This is a genomic window from Pseudomonas fluorescens (assembly GCF_001623525.1).
GTDB classification, from domain to species: domain Bacteria; phylum Pseudomonadota; class Gammaproteobacteria; order Pseudomonadales; family Pseudomonadaceae; genus Aquipseudomonas; species Aquipseudomonas fluorescens_Q.
This window is the reverse complement of sequence record NZ_CP015225.1, coordinates 2,042,490-2,058,478: the sequence shown is the minus strand read 5'-3', so window position 1 is coordinate 2,058,478 and position 15,989 is coordinate 2,042,490. Positions and strand designations below refer to the sequence as shown.

Below are 15,989 nucleotides of genomic sequence, written 5' to 3'. Positions count from 1 at the left end.
AGGGCTGGACTTACTTCGCCGCCCAGTTGGTAAAGCGCGCCATCAGGTCTTCCTCGTAGTTGACCCAGAACGGTGTGTCGAGCAGAAGGGCGTTTTCCAGGTTGGCGGGGGCCGTGGGCAGGTTGCTCAGCGTCTGCTTGTCCAGTGCGGCCTGGGCTTTGCTGTTGACGATGCCGTAGGGAATGGCTTGGGTGAAGGCGCCCTGGGCTTTGGGGCTGAGCATGTAGTCGAGGAGTGCGTAGCTGTCGGCAAGGTTCGGCGTGCCCTTGATGATGGTCCAGTAATCCATGCTGTAGAGCTGCTGGTTCCAGATCAGTGGAAAATGCGCGCCCTGTTGGTTGGCGATGGCGATGCGACCGTTGTAGGCGGCTGTGACCGCAACGCTGCCTGAGGACAACCATTCAAGGGGTTGAGCGCCGGTTTCCCACCACTGGATGTAGGGCTTGATTTCATCCAGCTTGGCGAAGGCTCGATCCTGTCCGGCCTTGGTCGCCAGTACCGTGTAGACATCGGCAGGCTTGACGCCGTCGGCCATGAGGGCGATTTCCAGGGTCATGCGTGCCTGTTTGCGCAGGCCGCGCTTGCCGGGCCATTTCTTCACGTTCCAGAAGTCGGTCCAGGTTTTCGGACCCTCGTTGGCGAATTTCTTGTTGTCATAGGTCATGACTTCCGACCAGACGATGGCGCCGACCCCGCACGGAGCGAACTTGTCTGGCGGGATGTCGGCGGCGCTGCTCAGCTTGCTGTGATCGAGGGGCTCCAGCAGGCCTTGCTCGCAGGCCAGGGTCATTTCGTTCTCGTCCATCTGGACCACGTCCCAGGTGGGGTTGCCAGCCTGGACCATGGCTTTCTGCTTGGCGATGCCGCCGTCGTAGGTGTCTTGCACCACCGGCTTGCCGCTGAGTGCGGCGTAGGGCTTGAAGTAGGCCTTGTCGAAGGCTTCCTGGGTGGCGCCCCCAAAGCCGACGACGGTCAGGTCACGGGCCAGGGCGGCGTGGCTGGCAAGTAGGGTGGCGGCGCAAATCGAACAGACCAGTGCGGTGCGACGGAATATCGAGGACATGTTGGTCCCTCCTGCTGTTTGAGGATGTAAAAGGAAGCAAAGGTTCACAAACGGGCAGTCACGAACTAAACGGTGCTAGGGATGGTGTGCATGGTTGCCTCTCGGATCGTTATTGTTGTCGAGACTTATCGTTGTCGGGTGCAGCGGTGGGTCAGCTCAGTTCGAATAGATGGGCGTCGTCGGTACTCCAGTCAAAGCCGGTCACCTGGCCGGTTCGCAGCTGTTTGAAAAAACCGTTATTGGCGACTTTCACAATCAGCGCTTGCTGATGGCCAAGGCGCAGATGCACCCGCAGATGGTCTCCGAGGTAGATGCTGTCGATTACCGTGGCCTGCCAGGGCATGCTTGCCACCGGGCCCAGGCGGATGTTCTCCGGACGGATGACCAATTCAACCCGTTCGGGGCGCAGGCCCTTGAGCGCTTTAGCGGAGCCGGTGACGTGCAGGCCGTTTTCCAGGGTCACGTCACAGGTCTGCCCGTCGCGATGTTGGACGGTGCCGACCAGCACGTTGTTCTCGCCGATGAAGTTGGCGACATAGGCGTTTTCCGGGTGTTCGTACAGCGCAGTCGGCGAGCCGATCTGAGCGATGTCTCCCTCATGGAAGACGGCGATCCGATCCGACATCGTCAGGGCTTCGCTCTGGTCGTGCGTCACGTAGACGACGGTGACGCCCAGGGATTTGTGCAGTTGCTTGATCTCGTACTGCATGTGTTCGCGCAGGTTCTTGTCCAACGCTCCCAGAGGCTCGTCCATCAGAATGACTTCCGGTTCGAAGACCATCGCCCTGGCCAGCGCCACGCGTTGTTGCTGGCCTCCGGAAAGCTCGGTGATGCGCCGTTGCTGCATGCCGTGCAGTTGCACCATGTCGATGGCACGCTTGACCTTGGCTTGCAGGTCCGAGCGATTCAGGCCACGCATCTTCAGCGGGTAGGCAAGGTTTTCCTCGACGCTCATGTGGGGGAACAGGGCGTAGTTCTGGAACACCATGCCCATGCCCCGCTGATGGGCCGGTTTTTTCTGGATCGGCGTGCCACCCATGAGGATTTCGCCGCGGGTCGGGGTTTCGAAACCGGCGAGCATCATCAGCGTCGTGGTTTTACCGGAGCCCGAGGCACCCAACAGGGTCAGGAATTCGCCACGGCTGATGGCCAGGTTCAAATCCTTGATGACCAGCGTCTTGCCGTCATAGCTTTTCTGAACACCGTTGAACTCGATCAACGGCAGGGTGGTTTGAGGGCGAGTGGCCTTGGCGTTCATCACAATGACAACCCGTTGGCCAGGGCGACGGCATCCAGTGCGCGTGTCAGGCGGGCGACCAGCTCGACGATCTCCTCGGCGCTGATGATGAAAGGCGGCGCCAGGGCGATGGAATCACCCATGTTGCGCACAATCAGCCCTTGTTCACGGGCTGCCCGTTCGACCTGTACGCCGATGGCGATTTCGCGGGGGAAAGGGGCACGGGTGTGTTTGTCTACGACCAGTTCCAGGCCAGCCACCAGGCCAATGCCACGAACCTCGCCGATCAGCGGGTGCGCGAGCAGCGGTTCCAATTGCTGGTGCAGTAGACGGCCAAGCTCTTCGGTGCGTTGCGGCAGGTGCATTTCCTGATAGAGGGTCAGGGTTTCCAGGGCCACGGCGGCTGCCACCGGATGGCCCGAGTAAGTAAAGCCGTGGCCAAAACCACCTAGTTGCTGGCTCTGCTCTTCAATGACCTGGTAGACATTTTCCGCAACCACTACACAGGAAATGGGCTGATAACCCGATGACAGGCTCTTGGCGCAGGCCATCATATCCGGGGTAAACCCAAGCGTCTGGTGGCCGAACCAGCGACCGGTGCGGCCGAACCCGCAGATGATCTCGTCGGCGAGGAACAGGATGTCGTGCTTTTTCAGCAGCGCCTGGACGCCGACGAAATAACCGGGCGGTGGCACGATCACACCACCGGCCCCCATCACCGGTTCCGAAATGAACGCGGCGATGGTGTCGGCACCTTCCGCTTCGATGCGCTGCTCCAGGTCCCGCAGCAAGCGTTCAGTGAACTGCGCTTCGCTTTCGCCCTCGATGCCATGGCGATAGAAGTGTGGGCATTGCACATGCAGTACGCTGTTTTCCAACGGCAGGCCGAACGCTGCATGCATGTTGGGCAGCCCCGACAAACTGGCCCCCATTACCGTCGAGCCATGGAAACCCTTCTGATGGGCAATGATCTTGCGCTTGCCGTCATTACCGCGAGCCCGGTGGTACGCCCAGGCGAGCTTGACCATCGAGTCGTTGGCTTCCGAGCCCGAGCACGCAAAGAACACCTTTGGCTTTTCGAACGGCACCAGGCTGGCGATGCGCTCGGCCAACTGTGCGACCACGTTCGGCACGCGATGATTGAAGGTGTGGTAGTAGGGCAGCACCGCCATCTGGCGTTGCGCCGCTTGCACCAGCCTGGGATTGGAAAAGCCAAGCCCGGCACACCATAGGCCCGACATCCCTTCGATGTAGTCCCGGCCATGTTCGTCCGTCACGTATATCCCTGACCCTCGCTCGATAACCAGCGGGCCGTGTTGTTGGTGCGCCCGCAGATTGGTCTGCGAATGCAGGTGGAAGCGCATGTCCGTGCGGGCCAGTTCGGTTAGGGGAGGGGTGGTTTCCTGCATCATGAAAAGCCTCGTTGAGCGTTACTGATCACTTATAACTTATATGATTGGCATCGAAATGGATGTCGCGCAAGCCCTCGGCGAGAAAAAATAAAAACGTCGATCGATGCTTGATTCTACAAAATATAACTTATAAGTTGTAAGAAGAAGGCCGCGTCAGGCCTCGATCAACCCACTCAGGAGTGCCCTCATGCCCGCTGCAAATCTTGCGGTTCGTGATCCCGTAACGCCGTTGACGCCCGAGCAGATCGCTCGTCTGAAAGAGCGCGCACTGTTCGTGCGCCTTGAGACGGTGCGGCTGATTTCCATCGCCAAGGTCGGCCACTACACCTCGGTGTTTTCCTGTGCCGAGATTTTCTCCGCGCTGTACTACGACACCCTGCGCCTCAAGCGTGGCGAGCCGAAGTGGACCGGGCGCGACCGGTTTCTGATGGGCAAGGGCCACGCCGCTGTCGGGCTCTATCCGCTGCTGGCCGACTGGGATTTCTTCGACAAGGCCTGGCTCGATGACTACACCCGGCTGGGCAGTCCACTGGGGGATCACCCGGACATGCGCAAGGTGCCGGGTGTGGATTTCAGCTCGGGGTCCATCGGTCATGCCCTGTCGGGCGGGTTGGGCATGGCACTGGGCGGGCGCCTGCGGGGCAACGTATTTGACGTCTACGTGCTGCTGGGCGATGGCGAGATGCAAGAGGGCCAGGTCTGGGAAGCTGCATTGGCGGCCGCGCACCACAAGACCGGCAACCTGATCGCCATCGTCGATCGCAACGGCTACCAGCTCGATGGCAAGGTCGATGACGTGGTGGGTATCGAACCTCTGGCCGATAAATGGCGAGCCTTTGGCTGGGATGTCAGGGAGGTGGACGGCCATGACGTAGCCGCTGTCGCGATGTTGTTTCGGGAGTTGAAAGCCGAGCCTGCGCGGGAGCGTCCGGTCTGTGTGATTGCAATCACCGCCAAAGGCAAGGGGGTGGAGTACATGGAAACCGAACCCGGATGGCACCTGGGTTGGCTCGCGCCGGAAGATGAAGTGCTGGCAATCGAAGAAATCAAAGCCAATGGAGGTGTTCAATGAGTGCGCCGGTCAACCCCAAGAGTTGGCAGTACCGCCAACTGAACGCCATCAATCCGGGGCTTGATTATCTGTCGGAAGGGCTGTTGGACCTGGTCGCCGACGGCCACCCGATCGCCGTCGGGACGGCCGACCTGCAATATTCCAACGGCCTGAACCGCTTCGCCGAAAAGCATCCGGAGCTGTTCATCCAGTTTGGCATTGCCGAGCAGAACATGGTGAGTGCCGCGGCCGGCATTGCCACCACCGGGACCATGCCGTTCGTGGCCACCTTTGCGTCATTCCTGGCGCTGTTGTGCTGTGAGCAGATTCGTATGGATGTGGCTTACTCGGCGTTGCCGGTGCGTCTGATCGGCCATCACACCGGCATCAGCCTCGGCTTTTACGGCACCTCGCACCATGCCACCGAGGACATCGCGATCATGCGCAGCATCGCCGACCTCACCGTGGTCGCCCCGGCAGACGGTCCGCAACTGGCGGCCGCCATTCGCGCGTCGATTCATCATCCGCAGCCGATTTATTTCCGTATCGGACGCGGCCAGGAGCCCATTGTCTACCGAGACGATGTCACCTTCACGTTTGGCAAAGCCATCGTGCATTCGGTCGGCCATGACGTCACCTTGATTGCCACCGGCAGCATGCTGCACCCGACCCTGGAAGCAGCCAAGGCGTTGACTGACAGCGGTATCGCGGTCGGCGTCATCGACATGCACACCCTCAAGCCCATCGACCGCGAGGCGATCTTGAACGCTGCCACCGGGACGAATCTGCTGATCACCGTTGAGGAACACAACGTCCTTGGCGGTCTGGGCGGTGCCGTGGCCGAAGTGCTGGCCGACGAGGGCGCCGGTGTACGTCTGGTACGCCATGGTATCCACGACGAGTACAGCCTTATCGCTCCGCCGACCCACCTGTACAGGCATTACCGGCTGGATGCGGCGGGCATCGAAGCGGTCACCCGCGAAGCGTTGACCACTCTTTCAGGCAAGGGGCAGCACCATGTCGGCTAATCAAGCGTGGTATGCCCGTGCGGAAAAAGTGCTGCCAGGCGGTCATCTGAGTCCCAGCCGCAAGCTCGGACAACCCTACGCGTTCGTGCGCGCCGAAGGTGCCTACCTCTTCGATGCCGATGGTCACCGCCACACTGACTTTCACTGCGGGTTCGGCGCTCACGTGTTGGGGCACGGGCATCCGGCCATTCGTGACCGGGTTTTTGAAGTTGCGCAGCGCATGGACCTGATGGGCGCAGGCATTACCGATCTGGAAGTCGAAGTGGCCGAGACGCTGGTCCGGTACATTCCCTGTGCCGAACAGATTGCGTTCTGCAACAGCGGGTCGGAGGCGACCTATCACGCCCTGCGGCTTGCCCGTGCGGCCACGGGGCGCAAACGGATCATCAAGTTCCAGGGCGGATATCATGGCTGGCACGATTACGTCGCCATGAACGGACAGACTGCCAGAGACAAGATCGGTCAGTTCGACCCGATGTCCGACGGTATTTTGCACGCGGCCGCCGAGTACACCGCCGTCCTGCCTTACAACGATGCAGAGGCGGTCGAGCGGTACCTCAAGGCTCATCCGGGGGAGGTGGCCGCCATCATCGTCGAGCCCATCGCCCACAACATGGGGGCGGTGGCCGCAACGGATGCTTTCCTCAAGGACCTGCGCAGCCTGACGCGTACCCATGGCGTCGTGCTCATCTTCGACGAGGTGATTACCGGTTTCAGGCATGCATTGGGCGGCTATCAGTCAATCGTGGGCGTGACCCCGGACCTGGCCACCTTTGGCAAGGCCGCTTCGTCCGGCTATCCCGTAGGGTTCATCGCGGGCAAGCGAGAGCTGATGCACCTGATCGGCATGGCCGGCCCCAAAGGAGTGTTCATGGGCGGCACCTGCAATGGCACGCCTTCAACGCTGGCAGCGGTGCAGGCCACCCTTGAAGAGCTGGCGCGCCCCGGGACCTACGAGCGGTTGTTCGAACTCGGTGACTATATGCGCACGCAACTGGATGCCATCGTTCAGCGCCTGGGCATTGCGGCACAGAGTGCAGGTTATGGTTCGGCCTGGCTGCTGTATTTTTTCGAGGGACCGTACTGCCAATACACCGATCTGCTGCGCAATGATGACGCGCTCGATATGGCGTTCCGTCAGCGCCTGATCGAGAAGCGTCATATCTTCCAGCCGATGCAACTCAAGCGGCTGTACCTGTCTACCGCGCACACCCGGGAGATACTGGATGAGTCCCTTGGGGTGATTGAGGACGTCTTGAAAGCGCTGGTGTAGCCGCGCTATCGGTCACTGACCGAAGGCGGGCTGACACCTGCCTTCGGTACTGGCGATTGTCGGCACCCAAGTGCCTATATGTTATAAGTGGCGTCTTATCGCGTAGGGGGGCGGAAACCGTCATGCCACTTCCCGGGACCGCCAATATCAGGAGCTAACTGTGCAGATTCAACCCTTGGAGCAAGGCAACCTTTCGGCTCGGGCGTACTTTTCGATTCGCGAAGGACTGATCGCTGGAAACTTCAAACCAGGGGAACGGTTGGTCATGCAGGATCTTGCGGAGCGACTGGGGACCAGTGTCACACCGGTGCGTGAGGCCTGCCTTCGGCTTGTCAGCGAGCGCGGCCTGGAGCTTCGCTCTGGCCGGTTTGCAACGGTGCCGGCATTGACCCGGGCGCGGTATCTGGAGGTTCGTACCATTCGCATCGCGCTGGAAGGGCTGGCCGCCGAAATGGCCACGCACAATGTGACCGATGCCGACCTGGCCAGGCTTCTGGAGCTGCACAAGCTGTTCGAGGAAGCCGATCGCAAGAACGACGGGTTGGCGGCCATGCATCACAACCGCGAGTTTCACTTCACGCTCTACAGGTTGTCGGGCATGGACATGCTCACCGCCCAGATCGAGGGTTTGTGGGTCTCCATGGGGCCGATCCTGAATCTGTTCTACACCTACGGCCACAACTCCTACATTGGTGCCGACGAACACTTGGTGCTGATGGATGCGCTCAGGGATAAAAAACCATCGAAGGCTCGCAAGGCCATCGCCGACGACATCCTGCGCGGCGGCGTCAGCATCCTGAAATTCATTGACGAAACCGAAGATCGGCCGGCTTGAGGCCAGCAATGTCTGATTCGCGAGCTTGCGGAGGTTGAAGAAGTTGTAGAGGGCTTGGCCGAGCGCGAGGGGGCGAGGGGGTGAGGGCCTGCGCGTCGAGGTAGTGGGCGAAGACGAGTTGGGTGATGGCCGGCAGTCACGCGCCGGCCATGGTGAGTGGATATTCTCTCGCCCAGGACTGAATGTCGCCTTATGGCTTAGGCTTGCCCAGTTGTTTGGCCGTCTCGGTCACGATGGCGCTGAGGCCCTGCTCGTTGATCTTCTTCCAATCGCTGTCGGTGGCCAATTGCATGCTGTCGCGTGCGCCGGAAACCACGTCCAGTGGCGCTGCGCCCTGGGTTTCGATTTTCAGGTGAGCCTTGTTATTCACTGCCACGCTGAACGCACCTGGAGAGAACCACGACCAGTATTCGATGATGTGCACGTTCACGTTGGCGGCGCTCGGCGTGGGGGTGTTCACCACTTGGTACCCGGCCTGCTGATAGGCTGTCGCCACCGCATTGCCCACCAATTGCGACACGGTACGACCGGACGGCAGCACTACATCGCCCAGCCCTTTACCATAACCGTTGCGCTTTCGTCCGATGGCCCGTTGGGTGACGCTGGTATCGTTCACTTCCTCATCGTTTTTCAAGGAAGGAATATCGGCGCTGCGAGGCTTGATCTGAAACACCCGCTCATCCACTGCGCTGATATACACCTGCTGCCCTTGGCCGGAAGTGCTGGCTTGCGGCGCAGGGCCGACGATGTCCACCTCGGAGCGGCTGGTGGCGCACCCCACGAGTGAGGCGAGGGCGATGGCGGTGGCGATGACTTTGAAAGATGACATGGTGGCTCCTGAGGGTTCGGTTGTCCTTTTGCCCCGGCCTTCATACGGGCGTTTTCGGGGCGACGGAGCTTAACCGTTGCGCGATGCCTGGGGAAGCGATGCCGCGCACCGGGCTTGCACCCAATCCAAAGCGGGCTCATGAAGCCCGGGTAGCGTGGTATTGCGCAGATAGCGCGGGGGCCGGCGGATTGCCTGATATGCTCATCATCCGGCGATCAGCGCCGGCCAGGCTCGGGGCCTATCATTTAGCGATCCGTTACCGAGACTTGGCTTGGCTGTTGGAGCAATACGCGAACGTTGTGCGTTCCCCTTTATTGAGTCAGAACCGCAGTCAGAAAACGGTTTTCTTGAAGGGGCGAGCGGATACACCCCGATAGAACGACAAAATGGCCAGCACCTGCACGACGACCGCTCCTGTCACGACGGCGACGATTGCGTGATTCGGATCGGTGAAGGCGGAGCGTACCAGGCCGAAAAAGGCCGGGGCGAAGGCGTAGGTGGCCTGACTGATCGCGACCATCAGGGCGATCACCTTGGCGGTTTGTTCACGGCTGAACTCGGTCTGGGCTATCAGTGGCGGCAAGGAGGTGGCATTGCCAATGCCCGAACCGATCAACACCACGGCTATCCAGGCCACTGTCGGGTGAAGGTCCAGGCCGAGAAGCATCAGCGTGCCCAGCATCTGGATGGCATAACCGAGGCAGGCCAGTTGTCGGCGGTTCATGCCTTGGATCATCAAGCGTGCGGCGACGTATCGCCCGCCCATCGCACTGGCAGTGGCCAGGCCCATGGCGAATGAGGCCTCATGCGCCCCCATGCGACCCACCAGGATCGAGTACAGGTGCGCGATCAAGCCGATCTGGGCGAACAGCCCCAAGGACATGCCGGCTGCCAGGGTGCGGAAACTTGCCGAGCTGAGGGTCTGCTTGGCGGTCCACGGCGTGGCGCTGGCGCTGATCGGCACGGGTTCCGGTTGGTCTGCATTGTCGGGATGTTGCCCCAGGCTTTGTGGGCTTTTGTTGAAGACCAGGAAAGCGAAGGCGCCTATGAGCAGCACCGCGACAATGCTGATCACCAGCGCCGCCATGGCAAAGCCGAAACGCTCGATCAGCAACACCCACAGCGGCGAAAAGATCACGCCACCCAGGCTGGCGCCGTTGTAGGCCTTGCCCAGGGCCTTGGGTCTTTCCTTGACGTACCACGGCGCGATCAGGGTGTTGACGGCCGCGGCACCCAATGTCACCCAGCCAATACCCGAGCAGAGGGCGCCGCTATACAGCACCCATAACTGGTTGGCGTGAGCCCAGATGTTCACGCCGATGCCCAGGAGGACACTGCCCAGCAGGGTGATGAAGGGTATCCCGAAGCGTGCGTAAAGGCGTGGCAGGTTGGCGATGACAAGCGTGCCGCTGAGAAAGTGCAAGGTCACGGCAGTCGAGACCTGGGCGATCGGCCAACCCGTGCGCTCCATGACCACTTGCATATAAATCGGCGGGCCATAGAAGCCGATCCCCCAACCGATCATCGCCAGGATGAACGTGCAGGCCAGTACGGTTTTGCCAAAAAAACGGGTGTGTGTCATCGCCATCTCCTCCAGGGTGGCTCACAGACTATGGGATCGACAGGTTCCTCAATTCGAGGTGCGTCGAACTATGGATGTCGAGCACGATTGCTTCCTGGATTTGGTCATGGGGACTGATCTCCGCTACGTGTCTGTTCAAAAAGCATAGTCATGCTGCAGCTTCGGCCTGCTTGTCGTGACGTCGGCAGCTCCATTGAGTGCGCAGCGGCTGTCAACGGCATATAAAAATAATGGCGTCGATCTGTCGAATTCGACCAATGCCGTTCGATTAGTCCGTAGAGCCGCCACACGGACGGCCTAATCCATTCACTCTCAGGAGATCAGAGCATGCGATTTATGGTGATCGTCAAAGCCAGTCCGGAATCGGAAGCCGGAGAAATGCCCAGCGAGGAACTGCTGGCCGCCATGGGTGCCTACAACGAAGAACTGGTCAAGGCCGGGGTGATGCTCGCTGGTGAAGGCCTGCACCCCAGTGCCGAGGGCGTGCGCGTGCAGTTTTCCGGCAAGGACCGGACGGTGATCGATGGGCCCTTTGCTGAAACCAAGGAGTTGATCGCCGGTTTCTGGATCTTCAAGGTCCAGTCATTGCAGGAGGCCATCGACTGGGTCAAGCGCTGCCCCAACCCGATGGTCAGCGACAGTGAAATCGAGATCCGCCAGATCTTCGAGCTCGAGGAGTTCGGCGAGTCCTTAACCCCTGAATTGCGCGAGCAGGAAGAACGCTTGCGGGTACAGATGTCTGGCCAATCCTGAAACCGACTACAGGAGACCCTACCATGAGAATCATTCCTTACCTGACCTTCAACGGTAACTGCAAGCAAGCCTTCGCTTTGTATAAGGAGGTACTGGGCGGCGATCTGTTTTCCATGTCTTTTGCCGAGGCCCCCGAGGAAACCGGGATGCCCAAGGACCCCAACCTGATCATGCACGCTTGCCTGACCGTCGGCGCCTTCAGCCTGATGGCCTCCGATTGCCCGCCAGGCCAGCCATTTCGCAAGCCGCAAGGCGTGTCGGTCTCCCTCAATGTCGACAGTGTGGAGGAGGCCGAGCGGCTGTTTAAAGGCTTGAGTGCAGGTGGCAGCGTGTACATGCCCTTGGAGAAGACCTTTTGGGCGGAACGCTTTGCCATGTTCGAAGACCGTTTCGGGATTGCCTGGATGGTCAATTGCGAGGGGGAAAAATAAGTCGAGCGCAGCCCATGGATGGACGACCCGGGTGAACCTTGCGCCAATACTGCGTTCACTTATTGAGGTGCCGTTTTAAGTGGTCCTGTGGGAGCGAGCAAGCTCGCTCCCACAGGGGGCCAGTCTGAATCTGGCGGCCGCCCTCCAGTGCCGATAAGGACTTCGCATGCACCCAACCTCATCCACATTCCCCTTGACCACCGCCGTCGAACGCGAACTCAGTCCGCGTGCGGTCAGTACGGGAATCGTCCTCGGTATCCTGCTGACGCCTTCCAATGTCTATGCCGGGTTGAAGATCGGCTGGTCCTTCAATATGTCGATCATCGCCTTGCTGGTTGGCTATGGCATCTGGCAAGGCTTGGCGAGTCGATCGGTGGGGCGACTGCCCTGGACGCTGCACGAAAGCAATATCAACCAGACCGTGGCCTCTGCCGCTGCGTCGATCATTTCCGGTGGGTTGGTCGCTCCTATCCCGGCCTATACCTTGCTGACTGGCCAGCAGTTGGACGCCATCCCCATGGTGGCCTGGGTCTTTTCGGTGAGCTTCCTGGGGATCTGGATTGCCTGGTACTTGCGCCCGTCACTGCTCAATGACAAGGCGCTGAAATTTCCCGAGGGCATGGCGACCCTGGAAACCCTGCTGCATATCTATAACCACGGCCACGAAGCCGCGACGCGCTTGAAGGTGCTGCTCAGCGCCGCGTTACTGTCCGGGTTGGTCAAGGCGGTCGACACCTTCATGTGGGCCATCCCGCGCTGGTCTCCGAGCGCCCAACTGGAGCGCCTGACGTTTACCGCCGACCCTTCGCTGTTGTTAGTGGGGTTCGGCGGGATCATCGGTATTCGCGTGGGTCTGACCCTGCTGCTCGGTGCCTTGCTGGCGTGGGGCGGGTTGGCGCCGTGGCTGCTGGGGCAGGGCCTGGTGCGGTTGCCGCATGGCAGCAGTGGCCCGCAGTTCGCGGCGCTGGTGGAGTGGTTGCTCTGGCCGGGGGTGAGCCTGATGGTCTGCTCGACCCTGGCCTCGTTGGCGATTCGCTTGTGGGCATTGCACCGGTCCACCAAGGCGGGCGGCGGGGCGATCTGGACGATACCCAAGCCTGGGCCTGCCGTCGGTTTCATGCTGTCGATCATCCTGGTGGTGAGCCTGCAAGTGCTGTTGTTCGGCATCAATCCATGGATGGCCTTGTTGACCATCCCCTTGGCGATCTGCTTGGCGGCGGTGGCCGCCCGGGTGGTGGGCGCCACAGGCATTCCGCCGATCGGGGCCATTGGCCAATTGTCCCAATTGAGCTTCGGCATCGTCGCCCCGGGGCAGGTGCCGATCAATCTGATGAGCGCCAACACCGCCGGTGGTTCGGCCGGGCAGTGCACCGACCTGATGAACGACTTCAAGGTCGGCCGGGCGATCGGCGCCACGCCGCGCAAACAACTGATCGCCCAGACCCTCGGTATTTTCGTCGGTAGCATCGTCGGGGTGCTGGCCTACCTGGCCCTGATCCCGGACCCGCCAACCATGCTGCTCACCGAAGAGTGGCCGGCCCCGGCGGTCGCCACCTGGAAGGCCGTGGCGCAAACCCTGACCCTGGGTCTGGATTCGTTGTCAGCGAGCATTCGCTGGGCGATTTTCATCGGCGGCCTGATCGGCTTGTTGTTGGGGATCCTCGACAGCCTGCTGCCGGCGCATCGGGCCCGCTACTTGCCCAGCACGGCGGCCTTGGGCCTGGCCTTTGTCTTGCCGGCCTCGGTGTCGCTGATGATGGCCCTTGGTGCGGTGCTGACGTGGCTGGTGAGCTGTCGCTGGCCGAGCCTCACGGAACGCTTCGCCATCACCGCGGCGGCGGGGTTGATTGCCGGGGAGAGCATTACCGGGGTGGGGGCGTCGTTGTGGCAGATGCTTACCAACGGCTCGTAGGTGCGGCGTGCCTACTTCAACGGCTAAGGCTGGCCTGCGGTCTTGGTGGAGACAATTTTGCCGTAGTTTTCTGCTGGCGGCGTCTCGACGACCAACATACGTCCTTTGCGACACTTGAACTTCACCCCTTTGCGCGGCGCCATGACTTTGGCCGTCTCCATGCACATTGCCTTGGAAGCAAAGGTTGGCCCTGGTTGTCGTTCCTCGACACAGCCTTCGAAGCCACTGCAGATCGTCATCACAACAAAATAAACAGTCATCATCTCGGTGTCGCTCCATTGAGAGATGCGATTAATTACTTCCTGTAGTCCAGGTCGGTGGCCTAAACGTTTTGCGGGGGTTGCCTGCGGATGATGAGCTTCGATCTGAACCCCCAGCAATGGCACAGGGGTACCGTGCGTCGGGAAACTGTCACTGTATTAATTTATTTTTATTTCGTTGGTTTTTGTGCCAATAAGTTGGCGTCATTCGGGGTGGAGTGGACGCGCTCGAGGTGGCTTGGGATGGCCGTCACCGGGCGGTGAAATGGCGCAGAGAAACGAAAACCTGTGGGAGCGAGCTCCCACAGGTTTTCTCTTGGTTGGCTGGTATTGTGCCGTCGGCCTGTTTTATGAGGACCTGGCTGTGCCCGTTTGGACAAGCTTGGCCTCGAGCCATTCTTTCAGCGCCAGCGTGGCGGAGGAGGCGAATTTCGCCGAGGGCCGGATAAGGTAGATCCCTCCTTTTGCCCCCAACTCCCAGTCCGGTAATACCCTGACCAGTTCTTTGTATGCCAACGCACGGCTGAACAGCCACTCCCCCGCACCCAGGATGCCGGTACCTGCAATGGCCGCGCTCAAAAGCGCTTCACTGTCGTTGGACACCAGGGAGCCTTGGGGGCGTACGGTCACTTGTTCACTGGCGCTGATCAGCTTCCATTCAGGATATGACGCCAGCCCCGTGAACCCCAGGCAGTTATGCTGGGTCAGCTCCGTGGGTGACGCTGGCCAGCCATATCGTTCGATATAACCAGGAGACGCGCAAAGAATGCGCCGATGATCGCCGAGGCGCTTGGCAATCAGGCGGCTATCGTTGAGTTCCCCCAGGCGTATCGCCACATCGAAGCCTTCGGCGATCACATCAACCAAGCGCTCGCTGTAGTTCACGGTGAGCGTCAAATGTGGATGGGCCGCCAGGAACTCCGGCAGTATCGGCGCCAACCAGAGCCTGCCCAGGGCGGCCGGCACCGCCAGCCGTAGATTGCCGCGCACCTCGGCAGCCCCTGACGCTGCCTCTTGTTCTGCTTCAGCCATCAACTCGGTTGCCAGCCGCAGGCGCTTGACCAGAAGGGTTCCTGCCTCTGTCAGGCGGATATGGCGGGTGCTGCGTTCGAGCAGCCTGACCCCCAGCCGGGCTTCCAGCGCCGCGAGGCGCTTGGAAATGATCGTGGGGTGGCGCTGCAAAAGCCGAGCGGCCGCGACAAATGAACCTTGCGATTCGAGCGCGAGCAACGCGGCAAATTCGTCTGTGTGGCGGCTATCCAGTGTGATCACGTGCCCATAGCCTCCAGGCTTCTCAAGGACATCTCAGGGAGTGAGCAGGAGAGTACCTGAAGCGCGGCCGCTTTCCAGGTCCGCGTGGGCTTGTGCGGCGTTCTCCAGCGGGTAGGTTTTCCAGACGGCGGGTTCGATGATCCCGGCCTGGAGTGCCGCCAGTACGTCATTGGCGCGCGCCTGATATTCCTCGACGCTGCTGGTGTGGGCGGCAATCGAAGGGCGGGTGAGGAACAGCGAACCCTTGGCATTCAGCAGGCCCACTTCGACCGCTTGTGGCGCGCCTGACGACGCGCCGAAAGACACCATCAGCCCGCGCGGGCGCAGGCAATCGAGCGATGCCGCGAACGAGAGACGTCCAATCGGGTCGTAAACCACATCGGCCTTCTTGCCGTCGGTGATTCGAGCCACCTCCTGTGCCAGTGTCTGTGCATCGAAAACCAGGACTTCATTGCAGCCCAGTGCACGTGCCTTCTCGACGCTTTGCGCACGAGAGACGACACCGATCACGAAAGCGCCCAGGTGCTTGGCCCACTTGGCCATGATGGCGCCCACACCGCCGGCGACGCCATACAACACCATGACCGTTCCCGGCCCCACTGGATAAGTGCTCTTGAGCAGGTACTGGGCCGTGATGCCCTTGAACAGAACGGCGGCGGCATCCTGGAAACTGATCGAGTCGGGAAGGGGCACCAGTTTCCCGGCCGGAACCAATCGACCACTTGCGTAGGCACCCAACGGGCCGGTGGCATAAGCCACGCGATCACCCACTTTGACTTGAGTGACATCCGGCCCCACGGCAGTGACCACCCCGGCCCCCTCCAGACCCAACCCCGACGGCAGGGCGACGGGAACCGCGCCGTTGCGCTGGCTGACGTCGAGGTAGTTGATACCAATGGCATGCTGCTCGACCCACACTTCACCGAGGCCGGGCGCAGCATGATCGTTTTGTCGGACCTCTAGAACGTCCGGTCCACCTGTGGATGAAAAACCAACGACAGTGACCATCTCAGCGACTCCTCAGGGTTTGAAATAGATGTCACTGGAGGAT

Annotated in this window: 15 protein-coding genes; 7 read left to right on the top strand and 8 right to left on the bottom strand. The window is 60.7% G+C overall.

Features of this window, described 5'->3' with window-relative positions; genetic code table 11:
• Positions 1–10: 10 nt before the first annotated feature.
• The 3 genes from TK06_RS08740 to TK06_RS08730 all read right to left on the bottom strand — a co-directional run bounded on the left by TK06_RS08740 (position 11) and on the right by TK06_RS08730 (position 3,712).
• Positions 11–1,063: an ABC transporter substrate-binding protein gene (locus TK06_RS08740; RefSeq protein WP_063321749.1), complete on the bottom strand. Its 1,053-nt coding sequence runs from the start codon at positions 1,061–1,063 to the stop codon at positions 11–13.
• Between the two features lie 151 nt (positions 1,064–1,214).
• Positions 1,215–2,321 carry an ABC transporter ATP-binding protein gene (locus TK06_RS08735; protein ID WP_063321748.1) on the bottom strand — a complete coding sequence of 369 codons (1,107 nt, stop codon included), beginning with the start codon at positions 2,319–2,321 and terminating at the stop codon, positions 1,215–1,217.
• The gene (locus tag TK06_RS08730; protein WP_086936605.1) at positions 2,321–3,712 is read right to left on the bottom strand and encodes an aminotransferase; all 1,392 of its coding nucleotides are present in this window, start codon (positions 3,710–3,712) and stop codon (positions 2,321–2,323) included. Before TK06_RS08730 ends, TK06_RS08735 begins: the two co-directional genes overlap by 1 nt.
• A 187-nt stretch (positions 3,713–3,899) precedes the next feature.
• Here TK06_RS08730 and TK06_RS08725 point away from each other — a divergent pair, with 187 nt between their 5' ends.
• The 4 genes from TK06_RS08725 (at position 3,900) to TK06_RS08710 (ending at position 7,899) form a co-directional block, all read left to right on the top strand.
• Positions 3,900–4,784, top strand: a complete 885-nt coding sequence (locus TK06_RS08725; protein WP_063321747.1) for a transketolase — start codon at positions 3,900–3,902, stop codon at positions 4,782–4,784.
• Complete coding sequence (locus TK06_RS08720) at positions 4,781–5,791, top strand: transketolase family protein (protein WP_063321746.1); 1,011 nt, start codon at positions 4,781–4,783, stop codon at positions 5,789–5,791. The genes TK06_RS08725 and TK06_RS08720 overlap by 4 nt, the downstream gene beginning before the upstream one ends.
• Entirely contained in the window at positions 5,781–7,064 is a 1,284-nt protein-coding gene (locus TK06_RS08715) for an aspartate aminotransferase family protein (protein WP_063321745.1), read from the top strand. The genes TK06_RS08720 and TK06_RS08715 overlap by 11 nt, the downstream gene beginning before the upstream one ends.
• 160 nt (positions 7,065–7,224) lie before the next feature.
• Complete coding sequence (locus tag TK06_RS08710; RefSeq protein ID WP_063321744.1) at positions 7,225–7,899, top strand: GntR family transcriptional regulator; 675 nt, start codon at positions 7,225–7,227, stop codon at positions 7,897–7,899.
• Between the two features lie 190 nt (positions 7,900–8,089).
• Here the strand turns inward: TK06_RS08710 and TK06_RS08705 are convergent, their stop codons facing one another.
• Together TK06_RS08705 and TK06_RS08700 are read right to left on the bottom strand one after the other, a co-directional pair.
• Positions 8,090–8,728, bottom strand: a complete 639-nt coding sequence (locus TK06_RS08705; protein WP_063321743.1) for a flagellar biosynthesis protein — start codon at positions 8,726–8,728, stop codon at positions 8,090–8,092.
• Positions 8,729–9,059: 331 nt separating this feature from the next.
• Positions 9,060–10,310 (bottom strand): MFS transporter, encoded by a 1,251-nt coding sequence (locus tag TK06_RS08700; protein ID WP_063321742.1) that lies wholly within the window; start codon positions 10,308–10,310, stop codon positions 9,060–9,062.
• 327 nt (positions 10,311–10,637) lie between these two features.
• On the opposite strand from TK06_RS08700, the gene TK06_RS08695 reads away from it, so the two are divergent.
• From TK06_RS08695 to TK06_RS08685, 3 genes are all read left to right on the top strand, one after another.
• The gene (locus TK06_RS08695; protein ID WP_063321741.1) at positions 10,638–11,063 is read left to right on the top strand and encodes a YciI family protein; all 426 of its coding nucleotides are present in this window, start codon (positions 10,638–10,640) and stop codon (positions 11,061–11,063) included.
• A gap of 23 nt (positions 11,064–11,086) precedes the next feature.
• Positions 11,087–11,494, top strand: coding sequence for a VOC family protein (locus TK06_RS08690; RefSeq protein ID WP_063321740.1), 408 nt, complete (start codon positions 11,087–11,089; stop codon positions 11,492–11,494).
• A 166-nt stretch (positions 11,495–11,660) separates the two neighbouring features.
• A complete protein-coding gene (locus tag TK06_RS08685) occupies positions 11,661–13,406 on the top strand; it encodes an OPT family oligopeptide transporter (protein ID WP_063321739.1) in 1,746 nt (581 codons plus the stop codon).
• A gap of 23 nt (positions 13,407–13,429) precedes the next feature.
• Here the strand turns inward: TK06_RS08685 and TK06_RS08680 are convergent, their stop codons facing one another.
• From TK06_RS08680 to TK06_RS08670, 3 genes are all read right to left on the bottom strand, one after another.
• Entirely contained in the window at positions 13,430–13,669 is a 240-nt protein-coding gene (locus TK06_RS08680) for a hypothetical protein (protein ID WP_063321738.1), read from the bottom strand.
• Between the two features lie 345 nt (positions 13,670–14,014).
• The gene (locus TK06_RS08675) at positions 14,015–14,938 is read right to left on the bottom strand and encodes a LysR family transcriptional regulator (RefSeq protein ID WP_063321737.1); all 924 of its coding nucleotides are present in this window, start codon (positions 14,936–14,938) and stop codon (positions 14,015–14,017) included.
• A 33-nt stretch (positions 14,939–14,971) separates the two neighbouring features.
• Positions 14,972–15,946: a quinone oxidoreductase family protein gene (locus tag TK06_RS08670; RefSeq protein ID WP_063321736.1), complete on the bottom strand. Its 975-nt coding sequence runs from the start codon at positions 15,944–15,946 to the stop codon at positions 14,972–14,974.
• Between the last annotated feature and the right edge of the window lie 43 nt (positions 15,947–15,989).